The 15,894-nt window shown below is 70.4% G+C and carries 12 protein-coding genes; 9 read left to right on the top strand and 3 right to left on the bottom strand.

The window, feature by feature from the left end; genetic code table 11:
• Positions 1 to 65: 65 nt before the first annotated feature.
• Positions 66 to 335 carry a hypothetical protein gene (locus D472_RS0120350; RefSeq protein WP_026117905.1) on the bottom strand — a complete coding sequence of 90 codons (270 nt, stop codon included), beginning with the start codon at positions 333 to 335 and terminating at the stop codon, positions 66 to 68.
• A gap of 529 nt (positions 336 to 864) precedes the next feature.
• Here D472_RS0120350 and D472_RS0120345 point away from each other — a divergent pair.
• Positions 865 to 1,302, top strand: a complete 438-nt coding sequence (locus tag D472_RS0120345; RefSeq protein ID WP_017606298.1) for a DUF485 domain-containing protein — start codon at positions 865 to 867, stop codon at positions 1,300 to 1,302.
• A complete protein-coding gene (locus tag D472_RS0120340) occupies positions 1,302 to 3,008 on the top strand; it encodes a solute symporter family protein (RefSeq protein ID WP_017606297.1) in 1,707 nt (568 codons plus the stop codon). The genes D472_RS0120345 and D472_RS0120340 overlap by 1 nt, the downstream gene beginning before the upstream one ends.
• 51 nt (positions 3,009 to 3,059) lie before the next feature.
• Here D472_RS0120340 and D472_RS0120335 read toward each other — a convergent pair whose 3' ends face one another.
• Both D472_RS0120335 and D472_RS0120330 read right to left on the bottom strand, forming a co-directional pair.
• Entirely contained in the window at positions 3,060 to 4,139 is a 1,080-nt protein-coding gene (locus tag D472_RS0120335; RefSeq protein WP_017606296.1) for a hypothetical protein, read from the bottom strand.
• Positions 4,140 to 4,306: 167 nt separating this feature from the next.
• A complete protein-coding gene (locus D472_RS0120330; RefSeq protein WP_017606295.1) occupies positions 4,307 to 5,131 on the bottom strand; it encodes a glycoside hydrolase family 16 protein in 825 nt (274 codons plus the stop codon).
• Between the two features lie 307 nt (positions 5,132 to 5,438).
• On the opposite strand from D472_RS0120330, the gene cas6 reads away from it, so the two are divergent.
• The 7 genes from cas6 (at position 5,439) to D472_RS0120290 (ending at position 15,891) form a co-directional block, all read left to right on the top strand.
• On the top strand, positions 5,439 to 6,389 hold the full coding sequence (gene cas6 / locus D472_RS0120325) for a CRISPR system precrRNA processing endoribonuclease RAMP protein Cas6 (RefSeq protein ID WP_026117903.1): 951 nt from the start codon (positions 5,439 to 5,441) through the stop codon (positions 6,387 to 6,389).
• Between the two features lie 621 nt (positions 6,390 to 7,010).
• Positions 7,011 to 8,801, top strand: a complete 1,791-nt coding sequence (locus tag D472_RS0120315; RefSeq protein ID WP_017606292.1) for a hypothetical protein — start codon at positions 7,011 to 7,013, stop codon at positions 8,799 to 8,801.
• Entirely contained in the window at positions 8,798 to 9,502 is a 705-nt protein-coding gene (locus tag D472_RS26115; protein WP_051046041.1) for a hypothetical protein, read from the top strand. The genes D472_RS0120315 and D472_RS26115 overlap by 4 nt, the downstream gene beginning before the upstream one ends.
• Positions 9,499 to 11,307 carry a hypothetical protein gene (locus tag D472_RS0120305; protein WP_017606290.1) on the top strand — a complete coding sequence of 603 codons (1,809 nt, stop codon included), beginning with the start codon at positions 9,499 to 9,501 and terminating at the stop codon, positions 11,305 to 11,307. The genes D472_RS26115 and D472_RS0120305 overlap by 4 nt, the downstream gene beginning before the upstream one ends.
• On the top strand, positions 11,304 to 12,941 hold the full coding sequence (locus D472_RS0120300) for an RAMP superfamily CRISPR-associated protein (RefSeq protein WP_017606289.1): 1,638 nt from the start codon (positions 11,304 to 11,306) through the stop codon (positions 12,939 to 12,941). The genes D472_RS0120305 and D472_RS0120300 overlap by 4 nt, the downstream gene beginning before the upstream one ends.
• Positions 12,938 to 13,690 carry a hypothetical protein gene (locus tag D472_RS0120295; protein WP_017606288.1) on the top strand — a complete coding sequence of 251 codons (753 nt, stop codon included), beginning with the start codon at positions 12,938 to 12,940 and terminating at the stop codon, positions 13,688 to 13,690. Before D472_RS0120300 ends, D472_RS0120295 begins: the two co-directional genes overlap by 4 nt.
• Positions 13,691 to 13,692: 2 nt before the next feature.
• Complete coding sequence (locus D472_RS0120290; RefSeq protein ID WP_017606287.1) at positions 13,693 to 15,891, top strand: TIGR03986 family type III CRISPR-associated RAMP protein; 2,199 nt, start codon at positions 13,693 to 13,695, stop codon at positions 15,889 to 15,891.
• Positions 15,892 to 15,894 lie beyond the last annotated feature (3 nt).

The following is a 15,894-nucleotide window of genomic DNA, read 5'->3' as shown; positions in this document are numbered from 1 at the left end:
CGCCGCCCCCATGCTCGACGCGATGAGGCCGTCGCTCCGCCGCCACGCGGCGGAGGAGGGTGGTGTTACTGCGCGTCGCCGGACTCGGCGCCCTCGGTCTTCTCGGCGGGGGCCGGAGCCGGGGCGGCCTTCTTGGCGCGGCGCTTCTTCACAGGACGCGAGTAGTCGACCAGGGGCTCGAAGCGTGACTCGTGCTCCTTGAGGCACTCCTCGCAGGCGTCGACCTCACGGACGGCGCCTTCCCAGGCGAACTGGATGACCTCAGTCGCCTCGACCTTCTCCTCGCGAACGGCGTGGGGATCGCAGTACTTGCGCGTGAAGACCTCGGTGACCACGGCGGGGTTTTCCCTTCGGTATCGCGTGAACAGTGCGGACCCCTTGATCATACACCTGTACGAACACGGGAACCGGTGTAGAGCCGGTTTTCCGTCATGGGTGCGGGGTCGCCCCGAAGCCTAGCGAAGACGAAGGGGTCGCTGCGCCGTCGAGCCTGGCCGGAGTCCGGATGACCTGCTCCTCTACTCGGTCGCGAGCCGACGTTCTCGGTGCCCGACGTCTGTTCGCGGTGAGGTTTTCAGGGGAATTCCGACCGGTGTTTCATGCCCTTTCATCCTTTTCCGGTCGGCTATTGCTGTCAGTCGATTTGCGCATTTGGTGAACACGATGCGCGATCGGTGGTTATTGTGATCACTCACCGGAACGAGGTCGGCGTACCACCCGCATCGGCGACACATGAGCGCCCGTTCCTGGTGCGTCCGGATGGCGCCGCCGCGCTCCGGAAAGGATCCGGCGAGCCGTGGGGAGCGGCGACCGGGTAGTCGTTCGCCCGCCGGGGCGGAAAATGATCGTCGGGGGAGACGAGACGTGGTCGAATACATGGAGGGCGCGTCCCGAAAACGTGCCGAAAACGAGTTCGGGCGAGCCGGCGGCGGCGGGTCCGCGCGTTCCCGGACCAGGGCCGAGGCCGATCGAGCGCGCACCTGTGAACGTGTCTCGGTCGATCCCCGATTCGTCGAACTGAGGCGGCGTTTCGCTCTGCAGAGCGGACTCTTGTTCGCGACTTTCTTCGGTGGTTACATGACCTATCTCCTCCTTTCCGCGTACGCGCGTGACTTCATGAGTATTCAGGTCTTGGATTCGATCAACGTGGCCCTGCTCCTGGGAATCGGACAGTTCCTGTTCTCCTTCCTCCTCGCCTGGGCCTTTTGTCGTTTCTCTACGAGCTCCATCGACCCGTTGGCCGAGGAGCTCCGTGAGCACGCGCGTGCCGAGAACGCCGTCGACACGGAGGTGGCCGGCTGATGCACACCCTCGATCCGGGCAGCGTGCTCGGCGGACGGTTCGGCGTCGTCCACGTCTGGACCATCGTCCTGTGCGCCCTCTTCGTCCTGGTCACCCTCGCCATCACCCTCCGAGCCAGACGCACCACCAAAGGTGCCGTCGACTTCTACGCCGGTGGCCGTGGGTTCTCCAGTGCTCAGAACGGACTCGCCCTGACCGGCGACTACCTGTCCGCCGCGTCCTTCCTCGGCATCGCCGGAATGATCGCCCTCCAAGGCTACGACGGCTTCCTGTACTCCATCGGCTTCCTGGTGGCCTGGCTCTTGGTGCTGCCCATGGCCCAACTGATGCGCAACACCGGCCGATTCACCATGGCCGACCTGCCGGCCTTCCGCATGCGTCGGATGCGAGTGCGCTTGGCCTGCACGGTCTCCACCGTCACCGTGTGCGTCTTCTACCTGGTCGCCCAGATGGTCGGTGCGGGCGCCCTGGTGGCGGTCCTGCTGGGGCTGCACGACGGGGGCACCTTCATGGGGATGAGCGCGGACCAGGCTCGCACCGGAGCCATCATCGGGGTCGGCGTGCTGATGATCGTCTACGTCATGTACGGCGGCATGAAGGCCGCCACCTGGCTACAGATCATCAAGGCCCTGGTGCTGCTGACCGCCACCGGACTGCTCACCGCTTTGATGCTGGCCCACTTCTCCTTCGACCCGCGTACCCTGCTCGGTGACGCGGCTCAGGCCAGTGGTCACGGGCAGGCCTTTCTCGAACCCGGGTTGCGCTTCGGGGTGGAGGTGCCCGGTGAGGCCGCCCAGACCTTCTTCAACAAGATGGACCTGATCAGCCTCGGCCTGGCCCTGGTGCTGGGCACGGTCGCGTTGCCGCACATCCTCATCCGCTTCTACACGGTTCCCGATGGCCGTTCGGCGCGTTCCTCGGTCAATCGCACCATCGTGATGGTCGGCGCCTTCTACCTGATGACCCTCGCCCTGGGCTTCGGCGCCGCGGCCCTGGTGGGTTCGGAACGCATCTTGTCCCTGGATCCCTCAGGCAACTCGGCCGTGCCGCTGCTCGCCGAAGAGGTGGGACGGCTCACCGCCGGCCCCGTGGGCGCCGCCGTCCTGCTCGCGCTCATCTCCGCGGTGGCCCTGGCCACCATCCTCGCGGTGATCGCCAGCCTGACCCTGGCCTCCTCGTCCTCCATCGCGCACGACTTTTTCGGTCACATCCTCATGTGGGGGCGTCCGCGCGAGTCCCAGGAGATGAACGTGGCCCGCTTCTCCGCCTGCCTGATCGGCGCTGTGGCCATCTTCCTGGCAGTGCAGGCCCAGGACCTGAACGTGGCCTTCCTGGTCGGACTGGCCTTCGCGATCGCCGCCGCGGCCAACCTGCCCGTCATCGTCCTCACCATGTTCTGGCGTCGCTTCAACACCAGGGGTGTGGAGTGGGGCATCTACGGCGGCCTGTCGGCCACCCTGGTGTTGATGTCGTTCTCCCCGGTGATGTCGGGCAAGGTCCATCCGGTCACCGAAGAGAACCTGTCGGTGCTGCCGGCCTGGATCGACATCCAGCTCTTCCCCATGGAGAACCCCGCCCTGGTCTCCGTACCCGTCGGGTTCGCCTGCGCGATCATCGGGACCCTGCTCTCAGCCGAACGCGACAACGCCCGTTTCACCGAGTTGCGCGTGCGCTCTCTCACCGGCTGGGGCGCAGACCGGGACTGAGAGGGCTTCGCCGGGAGCGGAGGACGGGACCTTGTGGTGGACCGAGCGGGGTCAACTTCGAGGGGAGCGTGCGTTGGCCATCGCCTGGGCCAGGTCTTCCAACAGGCCCGGAAGTTCGGGCAGTCCTCGGGCCACACGCGCCCAGGTCCGCTCCACCTCCTCCACCCACTCCCGCACGTACGTCTGCTGGGAACGGCGCAGCGAACGCAGCAGCGCCCAGGACGCGGCGGCCACCAGTGGACGGGCCGGGCCACGCCCACGCACGTCCAGGGAGGTGGCCACCGACCAACGGTCGACGCCGCCGGCTGAGGGGGTGGCCGTTCCGGTGGCGCGTACCAGTGGGTGGACCACCTCGAACCCGGCCGGGTGGTCCTGTCCTCGGGCCCCGGACAGGGCCGCGTACCACTCGGGCAGCTCGATCCGGGCTCGCACCTGGACCCGCAGCAGGGGTGAGTCCTCGCGCAAGGTGCTGACCGGTGCGGGAAAACGCATCCGGGCATGTACCGTCAGGGTGCGCGCGGCCCGGTCGTGCTCCACGGTGCCGCTCGTGACCGGATCCTCGAAGCCCGACAGTTCGGGGTCCTCGCGCATCGCGAAGTCGAACGCGCACAACCCCTCCTCGTCCCAGGAGGTGATGGTCAGGTCGGTGCCCACCCACCCTTGATCCCCTTCGGCGAACACGGGCTCACCGTTCTCTCCCACCGTGCCGAGCAGGTAGTGGGAGCCCGGAGCCAGGTGTTCGCCCCGCAGTAGACGCAGGACCTCCTTGGAACGCAGCACGTCCAATTCGACCGAGCGCTCCTCGACGGCCCTTCGGGTCTCGGTCCGGGGCCTACCGTGCTCGGCCTGCTCTTGGGCCATCTCCTGGCGCAAGCGCGCGATCTCCTCGACCAAACGTTCGGCCTCGGCGTCCGCACGCTCCCGGTGGTCGCGCCGGGCCCCCGGGTCGACCAGGCCGGCCTCCTGTGCCCGCCGCTCCAGCCGCTCCAGTTCCTCCTCGTCGGGGACGAGCAGGTATCCCTGCTCGTCGAAACGGGCACTACGCAGTATCCGGTACGCCCCGTCGATCGAACGGAGCAGGTCCTCCCGGTCCAGGGCGTCAAGGTCCAGGGTGTGGCTCAGGCGGGGCATGTCCCCTCCGCTTCGACTGTTCGAACGTCATGGGCCCGCTCATTTTGACATCCTCCTCCACCGAGGGGCACAGGCCCTCGGCCGCTTTCCGTCCCTGAGTGGATCGACGCCGGATGGGGGCGCCCCTTTCGGACGCCCCCACGTGGCGCTCGGTCGCCCTGTGGGCGTCAGTCCAGGGAGTACACGCGCACGTAGTCCACGCGCATCTGCTGCGGGAACCGTGTGCTCGCGTCCGGGTAACCCGGCCAGTCGCCACCGACGGCGACATTGAGGATCATGAAGAACGGCTGGTCGTACACCCAGGGGTTTCCTCGGGTGTCCTCCCAGGTGTAGGTCTGGTACGCGTCGCCGTTGACCGACCAGGTCACCGAGCCGGGCCGCCAATCCACGGCGAAGACGTGGAAGGTATCGGCGAAGGACCAGCCCTGCGGGTGCATGTAGGAACCGGTCAGGGGGTTGCCCCCGTGGTATCCGGGGCCGTGGAGGCTGCCGTGTACCAGGTGGGGTTCGCGGCCGATGTTCTCCATGATGTCGATCTCGCCCGAATCGGGCCAGGGGGTCCGCGGGAAGTCCGCCCCCAGCATCCAGAAGGCGGGCCAGATGCCTTGGCCGCGCGGAATCTGGATGCGTGCCTCGATCCTGCCGTACTGGGGCTGGACCTTGTTCTGCGTGGTCATACGCGCGGATGTGTAGGAGCCATCGGCCTCTTGGCGTGCGGTGATGACCAGATTGCCGTTGCCGTCCAGAGCGGAGTTGGCCCGGCTGTCGGTGTAGTTCTGGAGCTCGTTGTTGCCCCAGCCGTGGTCGCCGAGTTCGTGGTTCCAGTTGGCGGGGTCGGGGGCGGCCCCGGCCGGCCCGTCGAACTCGTCCGACCAGACCAGGGTCGCCGTGGTGGAGATCGGGTCGTCGGGCGCCGCGGATGCGGCGGCGGGGGAGTGAAGGAGCGCCGCCGTGGTGAAGAGGACGGCGGTCACGGAGGTCAGGGTGCGCATGACGTGCTCCGAAGGAAGGGCCCGAAGGGGCGTGGCGGGGAAGTCGGTTCCTGGGGGCATGTGGACCGTGGGTGCGGATGTGGTTGCTCCCAGTATTGGAAAGTTACCTTACATTTAGTTCTTTGAGGCGGCAAGGGGCGAAAACGGCTTTCTTCGCTTCGAGCCACGAGGGTGGGTCGCACACGTGCCGGATGGTCTACGGAAGGGGCGGCGTGGTCCGGCGCCGGGGACTGTCCGAGAGGAGTACCCGGTGAACCGAGCATGGAGGCGACGAACGTCGTCATGACCACGGGAAGGGGTGGGGTCGGTGCCCAGACGGTGGACCGTGGTCCTGAAGGATCGAGCGGACCGGGCACGACCGATCCGTCCCGAGGATTGCCACGGACTGCTCAACCGTTGGTGGCCCCAGAGCGAACGGGAACACACCGGGGCCAAGCGCTGGGCCATGAACGGCTGGCCCCTGCCTCTGGGCAATCGACTCCACCACTGGACGCTCACCTGGTTGGACGATGACGTTCCCGCCCCCGTGGACCCGGCGGACCTGGTCGGCGTGCCCCAGCGCGTCGGTGACCACCTCCTGGAACCGCTCTCGGTGACCCGCACCTTCGACCGCACCTACGCCGAGATGCTCAGCGGCGAGTACACCCCCTTCCCGGTGGAGACGGCCCAGGTGCGTGCCCTGACCCCGGTGGTGACCACCACCCGTGACACCACGGGCGAACGAGTCCCGCACATCTGGCCCAGCCCGCGGCGGCTCTTCGGCGCGGTGCACCGGTCCGGAGGAGGGATCGTCGGCGGCAGTGGCGCGGTGGGCGCGGTGGCCCGCTTCGCCCCACCGTCCCTGGCGGTCCCCTGGTTGGAGGATGCCTTGGTCGAGTCGGCTCGGATCCGGCGCTCCCACCTACCGGGGGAGGACGTGCGTCTGACCGAACACCTTCACACGGACAAACGCGCCGTGCTGGGCTGGCTCGGTGGCCTGCGCTTGGAGAACGCGACCGGTGCGGGGCGGCCCTCGGCCACCTTCGCCGTCCTGCTCGACCTGCTCGAACTCACCGGTATCGGTAAGTACACCGCCCAGGGATTCGGAGCGGTCCGGGTGGACACGGTCACCGCCTCCAGGCCGGCCATGGAAGTCCCGGCACCCCGCGACGGTGGCGCCGCGCCTCCGCCGCGCCGCGCCCGACGCCAGGCGGGCGGTGCGCGTGCCCACGTCGTGGTCGAGGCGGAGGAGGAGTTCGGGGGGACCCTGTTCGACTGACCCACGGACCGCCGGTCCCCGCCCGAGGACGGGGGCGGGGACCGGCCCCTCCACCGTGGACGCCGGGGCGCCGTCGGTTCGGCCCCCTCCGGTGAACGGGGTGGGAGCCGATGCCTTCGTCCTCAGGAAGGTCCTTCGATCCAGGTGCGGCCGTGCCCACGGCGAGGTTCACGTAGCGAACGGGCCAGTTCACGCAGGTGCGGCGCAAGGTCATACGGTGTCAGGACGGAACCGGTGTGCTTGGTGGCGGAAGGACGCTCGCGCTCGGACGACCCGAGTGGTTCGCGTGGGTGCGGATGGGGCGTCGACATCGGAGGCCTTTCTCGGATGAGGCACGCGGCGGGCGCCGCTGAGCGTCCAGGGACGGCGGGGACGAGCACGTCCGTCATCGGGTTCTCTCGGACAGTGGCCATTCGTCGGGGGTCCACCCGGGCCCCGCATGACCGGATGGGGCCAACCAGGTGACGACACGGTGTGACCCCTGGTATCCGTGGTGTCGTCGGTACCGTCACGCGGACCAAAGGCCGCTGTCCGAGAGAGATGGACGGGTCGCCCTCGCGGTGCCCACCTCGTGCCCGCGCCTTGGGGCACGCGACACCCCTACAGGAGGAGTCCGTCACGGTGCCCCCCGCCCCCACCCACCGAGAACGAGTCGCCGGGCCGCCTCCGCCGGCCGGGGTCCTCGTCGGTGTGGACCTGCGGGGCATTCAGTCCTACGTCTACAGCGGGCGCCGCATCCTGGACGCGGTCGGCCGAGCCGCGCTCGTGGCCGAACTCACCGACACCTCCGACCCCGTCCATGGGGTGGCCGACCTGGTGCCCCAGGACTGTCTGGTCCTGCGCGACGCCGGTGGTGCGCTCACCATGGTCCTGCCCGACCTGGAGACCGCCCGGACCTTCACCGCCCGCTACACCCGCAGGCTGCGTGACCGCGCCGGGGACCTCACCCCGGTCGTGGCGTTCGTGCCCTACGGGCCCGAGACGCTCACGGTGACGGAAGGGGAAGGGCGAGGCGCCGTCCCCGACCTGGACACCGCATTGGACGAACTTCCGGTGCGTCTGCGCCGCGCTCGACGCCACATGTCGGCGCTGCACACCCCCGCCCACGGCTACGGCCTCACCGCGGTGTGCTCGGTCAGTGGGGCACCGGCCGAGTCGGTCGACAGCAGCCGCTCCGACCACACCCGCGTCCATGAACGCGTGGCCGCCGACGTGGCCCGGGCACGAGGCATCGGACGTCGATGGCACCGAGCGCACGGCCGGGCCTGGTTGACGGACGCGGTCACCGCGACGGGAACGGCCGAACTGGCCCTGCCCATGGAGGTGGACCGGCTCGGCCGTGACCACGGGGACCTCAGCCGGGTCGCGGTGGTGCACCTGGACGTCAACGGATTGGGCGCGATTCTGGGCGAGTACCGAGAACGTGCCGGGGACCCCGCCCTCCCCGGCTCGGGCGCCCTGGCCCAACGGACTCTGTCCACCAGGATCGCCGGACTCACCCAAGGGTTGGCGCGTGCCCTGGTCCGGGCGGTGGCCGCCATGGTCAGGGTCGACCCCGGAGTCCCTCCGCACGTACCGGGAACGGGAGCCGGGGGACCCATCACCCTGGATCATGAGCCATCGGGGCCGGTCCGGTTACCGATACGGCCCATCGTGGTCGCCGGGGACGATCTCACGGTCTTGTGCGACGCCCGCCTGGCGCTCGGCATGGTGCGGTACGCGCTGGGTTGGCTCGACGCCGACCCGGAGCGGATCGATGACGCGTCCGATCCCCGGATGGCGCTGCATAGGGCCCTGGCGATCGCACACGGTTCGGGTGGGCGTACGGTACGCGCCAAAGGCCACGAGTACACCACCTTCGTCCCCACCGTGGGGGTCGGGATCGCGGTGCAACCGGTCGGCGCACCCCTGTCACTGGGATACGACCTGTGCGAGGCGATGTGTCGAGCGGCCAAGACACACCGGGTGGCCAAGGCCGAACACGACCCGGGTGCCGCCGAGGAGCACACCGTGGCCTGGACGACACGCGTGGACGGGGTGGACCGGGTCCTTCGTGCCTTGGAGGCGGACCGTCGGGCCGATCCTCCGCGCACCGCCCTACCGATGAGCGGCGGTGACTTCTCCCGCTTCCTGGACCGTTACCTGGACGAGCGCACGGGCGGATCGTTCCTGGACGGTGACGCCCGCCGGCGCGGCTGGCTGATCTCCTCCCTGGTCCCCTTGCTCGAATCGGGAGCCGACCCCACCCCCGAACTGGCCCGCCGGGCCCAGGTGACCGGGCGCCCCGTCGCCTTGCCCCCAGAGTGGACCCCCGGTGAACTGTTGGACGCGGTCGAGGTGATGGACCTGTACCTGGACCCGGGGTGGACCGACGCGCCCACCACGGTGCCCACCGGGGGTGGTGTCGGGTGAGCACGCCGAATCGGATCGTGGTGCGCCTGGTCTCACCGGCTCTGTTCGTGGGCGCCAGCGCCGACGGGACGGGCGCGGACACGGACGTGGTCACCGACGGGCACGGACTGCCCCACCTGCCCCGCCACCGGCTGGCGGCGCGCCTGCGGGCCGGAGCGGTCGACGCGTTGACCGTGGCCCCCGAACTGAGTGAGGCGGCGGACCGGATCTTCGGTCGGGCCCGCTCCCACGGGGCGGACCGGATCTTGAGGCTGGGACACGCGGTCACCGGGAATCGTGTTCGGGCCACCGTCGCCCACGCCCTGGCCGGCCGCGCGGAACCCTTGCGCTCCACCCTGCGCCGCGCCATCACCGATGCCTACACCACCCTGGAGTCGGGGGTGGAGATCGGACCCGACCAGGTGCCTGAACCGGGGCGGTTGCGCACCAACCGGGTCCTGCTGCCGGGGCTGGTGCTGACCGCCCCCCTGGCCTGGTCCGTTCCACCCGCGCCCGAGGACTGGCGGTGCCTGGCCATGGCATGCCTGGCCACCGACCAGATCGGACTCAGGGCCACACGTGGCCGAGGGCGGGTGGACGTGTGCCTGGCCACGGCCCAGGACCCGGACCCGCACGCCACCACCCTGCGCTTGGCCGGGGCTCCGGGAATCGGATCGGGGCCGGAGGCGGCTCCCACGAGGAACGGTCGGAGGAGACCATGACCCCTCCCGTAGCATCCGCCGTCGCCTACCTACCGCTGAGGTACGTCCTCACCGACTCGATCGCGGTGCGCACCTCCTTCGACCCGTTGCGCGTGGTTTCGGCCACCGTGGTGAGCGGCCGTGCCCAGCGGGGCATGCTGGCCGCGGCGCTGGCCAGGGCCGGGCGGGAACGGGAGTCGACGGAGTGGGTGGCGCGCGGCGAACACGTCCGCTTCGCCCCGGCCCACCCTCGACTCGAACGACACGCCTGGGACGGGGGCCAGGTGGTCGCCCACCCGCCACCCGCTCACCTGTACTCCCCGGGTAAGGACGGGCACGCCCTCGTGGACGCCTTCGCCGGAGGCACCGACGACCCGAGCCGGCCCTACCGGGCGGTCCGGGACCCACTCACCCTCGACCGCTCCCTGCGCGCCGCCGTGCGTACCACCGTCGAGCGCTACCTGGGCCGCTCCCGCTCGGAAGAACCGCCACGAGGGATGCCCTTCTACACCACGAGCCTGGACCCCGGCCAGGTCTTCGAGGCGCGATGGCAACTGCGCGGGCCCGACCACACCTTCCTGCGTGAACTCGCCGAGCGGATTCTCCAGGTGCTGGAGGAGGCCCGGGGGACGCTCACCCTGGGCTTTGGCGGCACCCGCGCACACGGCGGGGTCGAGGTAGGACCGGTGGACCCCGAACGGCCGCTATCCCCGGACCGGGTCGCCTGGCCCCACTCCGACCGTTCCCGGGCCGCCGGTGAAGCCGTGGACCTGCTACTGCTCTCACCCGCGCTGTTGGTGGGCGCGCAGGGACAGCATCGCCCGCACGCCCTGGTCCCGGCGGTACGCGAACTCTGGGAGCGCTGCCGGCCCGATGCCCGTGTGGACGTGGTGGCCGCTCACGTCGAACCCGTGCTCGTGGGCGCCTACCACCGTGGTTATCGCGGACCCATGGCCCAGCGTTGGGCCGCGGCGGCGGGATCGGTGGTGCGCCTGCGCTCGGGGGAGGCCCTGAGCACCACCGGTGTCCGGGAGTTGGAGGCGCACACGCTGGGCGAACGGGCGATCGACGGGTACGGCCAGTTCGTCCTACTCGACCCGCCCCCGCCCACCCCCGAACCGTTCGCAGCACCTTCCGAACCCGTAGCGACCCGGCAGCGGGAGATGGTGACACTGCCCGACGGCGAGGTGCTGCCAGAGCCCGACCCAGGACAGGTGAGCCGCGACCCGCAGGTGGCCCTCCTCTACGACGCATTGCTCTGGAACGCCGCCGCGCGACCGGTCCGCGACCACGCTCGGGCTCTGGCCCGGGCCTGTGCCCCCACATTGGGGCCGCTCACCCCCAGCCTCCTGGGAAGGCTGCGCGAGGTCGTCGCCCACCCGCACCGCGCCCCGGACGAGGCATTGACCGCCCTGCGCGCGACCCTGACCGGGGTGGAGCCGGCCGAGGGCGCGCACAAGGTACTGCGCGAACGGGCCGTGCGGGCCCTGGAACACGCCCGCATGACCCACCGAGGCCTGCGAATCACGGTCCACCGATGGCTGAGCGACCTGTCCGGTGATGAGGCCGCCGTCCGATGGTGGGGTGTCAACCGTCCCGAAGGGGCACACGGGTCCGCTTACGCCCGTGCGATCGCCGCGGTGGACCTGACCTGTCCCGATGGCCTACCGAACAGCGGGTCTTCGAGCGGGCTCTCGGAGGCGGCCCAAGAGTGGGAACGCCGCGCCGCGTCCCGGCTCTGTCTGCTGTTGGTCTCCTCCTGGATGGCGGAGGCGACCCGTGCGCTGGGTGAGGACCTCGAACACGAGCGGGGCGGCCCACGGTGAACCACACCCTGGACGGACCCCAAAGGTGCGCGCTGATCTGGGAGTTCGCGGTCCGATTGCGTCTGCTCACCGACACCCACGTCGGTGCGGCCCGCGCCACGCCCCGGCACGCCGCCGAGGGCGACGTGGACCTGTCCTTGGACCGCGATCCGCGCAGTGGTCTGCCCCGGCTGCGCGCCACCACCCTGGCCGGCTTGCTGCGGCACGAACTGACGGGGCGTACCGATCACGCGGACGCCGCCGTGTTGTTCGGCACCGGGAGCGGGCGCGCCGCCTTCGGCGAGGGCGATCCGCTTCCGGTGGCCAGTGCCCTGGACCTGGACGACGCCCACGCCGAGTTGCCCGAGGACACGAACGTGACGGTACGGGTCGGTACCCGGGTCGACCCCGCCACCGGAACCGTGCACCCAGGGCGCATGTGGCGGTGGGAGGTCTTGCCCGCCGGGACGGCGTTCGTCTGTCACCTGCGCCTATGGGTGCCCGAGCGCGCCGTGGAGGAACGGTTGTTGACCCTGTTGCTCCTGGCGGTTCGCGGCTTGGAGGGGGAAGGGCCCGGAATACGGATCGGAGGGCGCACCGGTCGCGGCCATGGCGCGGTACGGGCCACCCACTGGGCGGCGCGTCGTCACGACCTCACCGACCTCGACGGATGGTTCGGTTTCCACGCACGGACCTGGGCCGAACGTCGCCGACGGGCCACCGAGGCGCTCACCGACGCCTCCTCCGTCAAGGGGTTGCCCGAACTCTTGGAGATCCGGCTGCGCGAGCACGGCCGGGCGGCCACCGCCGCGCACGTCAGAGCCCGTGCGGACACGCCCGACCCACGACACCGCGCCGAATTGCGGATGGAATTGCACGTGGCCGAACGGGCGGGTCCCCTCTCCCAAGGGCCGGACCCGGCGGCGCGAGGGCTGCGTCCCGGCCTGCTCATGATCGGAGACGTCCCCGAACCCGACCGGCTCGCCGAGGTGGACCGGGCCCACCGTCGTCGTCCCGTGGCCTGCGAGCCCGAGGGGGACCGGGTACGGGTCCGCCCCGTCCTCGGGGATACCGCCCTGTTCGCCCTGTTCAAACGGGTGAGCGGTCGCCTGGTCCGGGACGCCGCCGAACACCTGGGTGGGCCACCGGAGCGGTGGCGAGACTGGCACGGACACTGGTGGGGGGCCGACGCCAACGGAAGGAGGTCCTCCACCCCCTCACGAATCCGGTTGCGCGCCACCCCGGCCTTGACCGGCGGCTCGGCGTTGACCACCACACGGTCGACCGTGGACGCGCTGTTCGGTGACGCCGTGGACGGTCGACTCTTCACCACCGACCTGCACTGCGGCGGCTCCGCCGAGGTCGTCCTGGACGTGACCGAACCCGACGACGCGGTGCGCGGACTGCTCGCCTTGCTGGTACGGGAGTTGGCCACGGTTCCCCTGGACACCCTCGGGGCGGGCGCCGGCGGCGGTAACGGCCGTCTCACCGCGACCCGGGCGGTCCTGGTGACCCTGGGCGGCGCCGAGGAAGGATCGGGACGCGTCGTGGACCTGATGACGGTGCTGCAAACCCCGGAAGGGGAGCAGGCCCGCCTGGTACGCGGTTGGTTGCGGACACTGCACGGCCGCCTCACCGAGAGGAGGAACCGGTGAACGGCCACGCTCACCGACCCCCGGATCCGCTGGGGGTCCGAGTCGACCGACTCACCCCCGAGCAGATCGACCAGGTCCTGGACGACGTGTTCGTTCGGGGCGCGCGCTGCCGTCTCCTGGACACGGCCCCGGGGCGCCAAGAGCCTCCCGGGCCGCAGTGGTTGTTGGCCGAACTCGGTGATGGCCGACTCACCGGAGCCTGCCCTGGAGGCCGTTGGCGACGTTCGGACCACCCGCCCACCGCCCACCTGTCGGCTCCACCTTTGGCTCCGGACACCGATCGGTGGCGGATCCTGGAGGTGTCGGTCTTCGCCGCGCACGCCCAGATCAGGATCGGGGAGTTCGCCGAGGCCGGATGGATCAGCGCGGACGACCCCGTGGATCTGCCGCGGTGGCTGCGTCCGCGTGACCGCTCCTTCCTACTCCAAGGATGGCCCGGCGGCGAACACAGCCGTACCCTGCCGGGCGCGGTGCCGATGTCCCTCACTCGAGAGTTGTCGGGGAGCGAGGCGGTCCTCCCGGTGCCCTGGACCGACTTCTCCGGCCGGCCACGGCCCTTACCGGGCTCGGGGCGGACCGCGCTGGAGAGCACCGGGACCTGGCTGACCGTTCGCGAGTACTGGGCGTCGGAGGCCGCCACCGGGGCGGTCGGGGTGGCCTTCCACCGGCTCACCGGCATGTGTACCGGCACCAAACCCACCGGCCCGGAGTTCGACGTGGGCACCGGAGACCGGATCGAGGAGCCTTGAGGGTGGATCCACGACACGTCGCCTCCCGGGTGGGCCGACACGAACACGAACACCGTTACCGGGCCACGGCCCCCTATGGTCTGGTGCGGTTGGCCCAGACACCCCTGCCCGCCGTGTCCCTGCATCCCGACCACGACACCGCGACCCTGCTGCGTTCGCACGAGCGCACCGTACCGGGCACGCATACCGGCTGGATCGATCTGACCCTGACCACCCTGACCCCCACGTTCGTGGGACAGACCCGAAGGCGGGGCGGAGTGATCCGTTCCGCCCGCCTGCCACATGAGGGGCGTCCGCTCCCCACCATCCCCGGAACCACCTTGCGCGGTCTGATCCGCAACACGGTACGCATGCTCACCGGTGGGGAAAGCGGGCCGGTCAACACACCCATGTTGTTCTTCCGTGCCCCGGTGCGGGTGGATCCCGACCGCCCCGACAGCTCCCTGTCCGCCCGGGCCCGTCACGTGATGGCCCGACGCCACGACCACTACCGTGGTCGACGCGCCGGACTGCGCACCAGGCAGGGTTTTTTGTACCGTTCCCGCCAGGACGAGCGCTGGTACGTGGTGGAGGTACCGGGGAGCGCACTCGAACCCGAACCGGGGCGGGCGCTCAAGGTCTCCTTCTCGGTGCTGCGAGAGAGCGTGGCCACCTGGGACTTCGGGGTCGAGGACTTCCCCGACCCACCGCGCGGCGGCACCTACGTGCCCACCGCCCATGAACAACACGGCCGGTTGCAGCATCGTTGGGTGCACGCGATCCACCTGCGCGACCGGGTGGTCGCCGTCGCGCCCACCGAGAAGGAGGCCCGCGCCCACCCGGCCGTGCGCACGGACCGAGGGGGAGTGATCCCGGCCTTGTTGGTGCTGACCGGGGCGGCCACGGGGGAGCGCCGTAACGCCTACCTGTTTCCCCGTCCGGTGGACCTGCGCGAGGGCCGCCGGACGATCTCCGAGGACATGGTGGAGCTGTTCGAGTCCGCCGAACAGATCACCCGTTACCAGCGGGTGGCCTTCCCCGACACCCTGGGGGCGGGAGAGGAGGGCCCGCACCGGCCTCCGGTGGCCGGGGCCAGGGGAGGCGGGCTGCCTCGGCACGGTCTCGAACCGGTCTGGTTCGACCTGGACTCGACCGGCCGGGTGGTGTCCTTCGGCCGCTCGGGTGGGTACCGCATCGCGGTCGGCGACGACAGCCCCGTCCGCAGGGCCGTTCCCGGCCCGGTCCTGGGTCCCCAACACGGCGATCCCGACCGAGCGGCCCGAGCGGGACGGGCCGTGGACGCGTGTCGCGCGATGTTCGGCGACACCGACGTGTTCGCCGGGGAGGCAGGGGCCCTCAAGGGCCGCGTCTTCTTCGGTAACGCCGTGGCCCAGGACACCGACGCCGACCTCACCGACCCCGACCACCCCGACGGAACGGTACTGCGAGTGCGGTTGCTGTCCCCTCAACGAGGCTGTTTCGCCAACTACCTGGTCCAGGGGCCGGACACCGCCTCGGGGGACCGGCCCGACATCGTCACCTGGTCGCACGAAGGGACCGTACGGTTGGGCGGTTACAAGGTCTACCTGCACCGTCACCGTCCCGGTATCGGGCCCTACCCCTACGACGCGCTCACCCAGAAGGAGTTGGGCCTGGAGGTCTTGCCCCCGGGTGGGGTCGCGCCACCCCAGGACAGTCAGCGTGACATCGTCCCGTTGCGGGACGGTCTGGCCTTGCACTCCCGGATCACCTTCACCAACCTCACCGACGCCGAACTCGGGGCCCTGATGCGGGCGCTGTTGCTGGACAATCCCGTGAGCGGGGGCGAGGTCGACGATCCCGAGCACGCCCACAAGGTCGGCATGGGAAAGGCGTTGGGGATGGGTAGTGTCCACCTCGAGCCCGAGCTGTACCTGGTGGACCGGGGTGCTCGTGCGGCCGACACCTCGTTGCGTCCGGACGCCGGTGTGGTCCGCGCCGACCGATCCCGGATCCACTCGTTCCTGGACGCCTTCTCCGCCGCGCTCGTGGGGTATCGCCTCCCCGGCAAGACGGTGCCCGAGCGGTGGCGCGAGGTGGACCAGGCCCTCGACCTGTGTTTGGCCACCCGCTGGAGGCGACGTCTTCCTTGGGAGGAGACCGCGACCATGTCGCTGCGTGAGTTCGCCCAGTACCCGGTGCTGTTGCCCTTGGCGGAGCGTTTTCGTCTCGCCGGGCTCTGAACG

The sequence above is a fragment of the Nocardiopsis alkaliphila YIM 80379 genome (assembly GCF_000341005.1).
Lineage (GTDB): Bacteria > Actinomycetota > Actinomycetes > Streptosporangiales > Streptosporangiaceae > Nocardiopsis > Nocardiopsis alkaliphila.
This window is presented reverse-complemented; position numbering and strand designations above follow the sequence as displayed.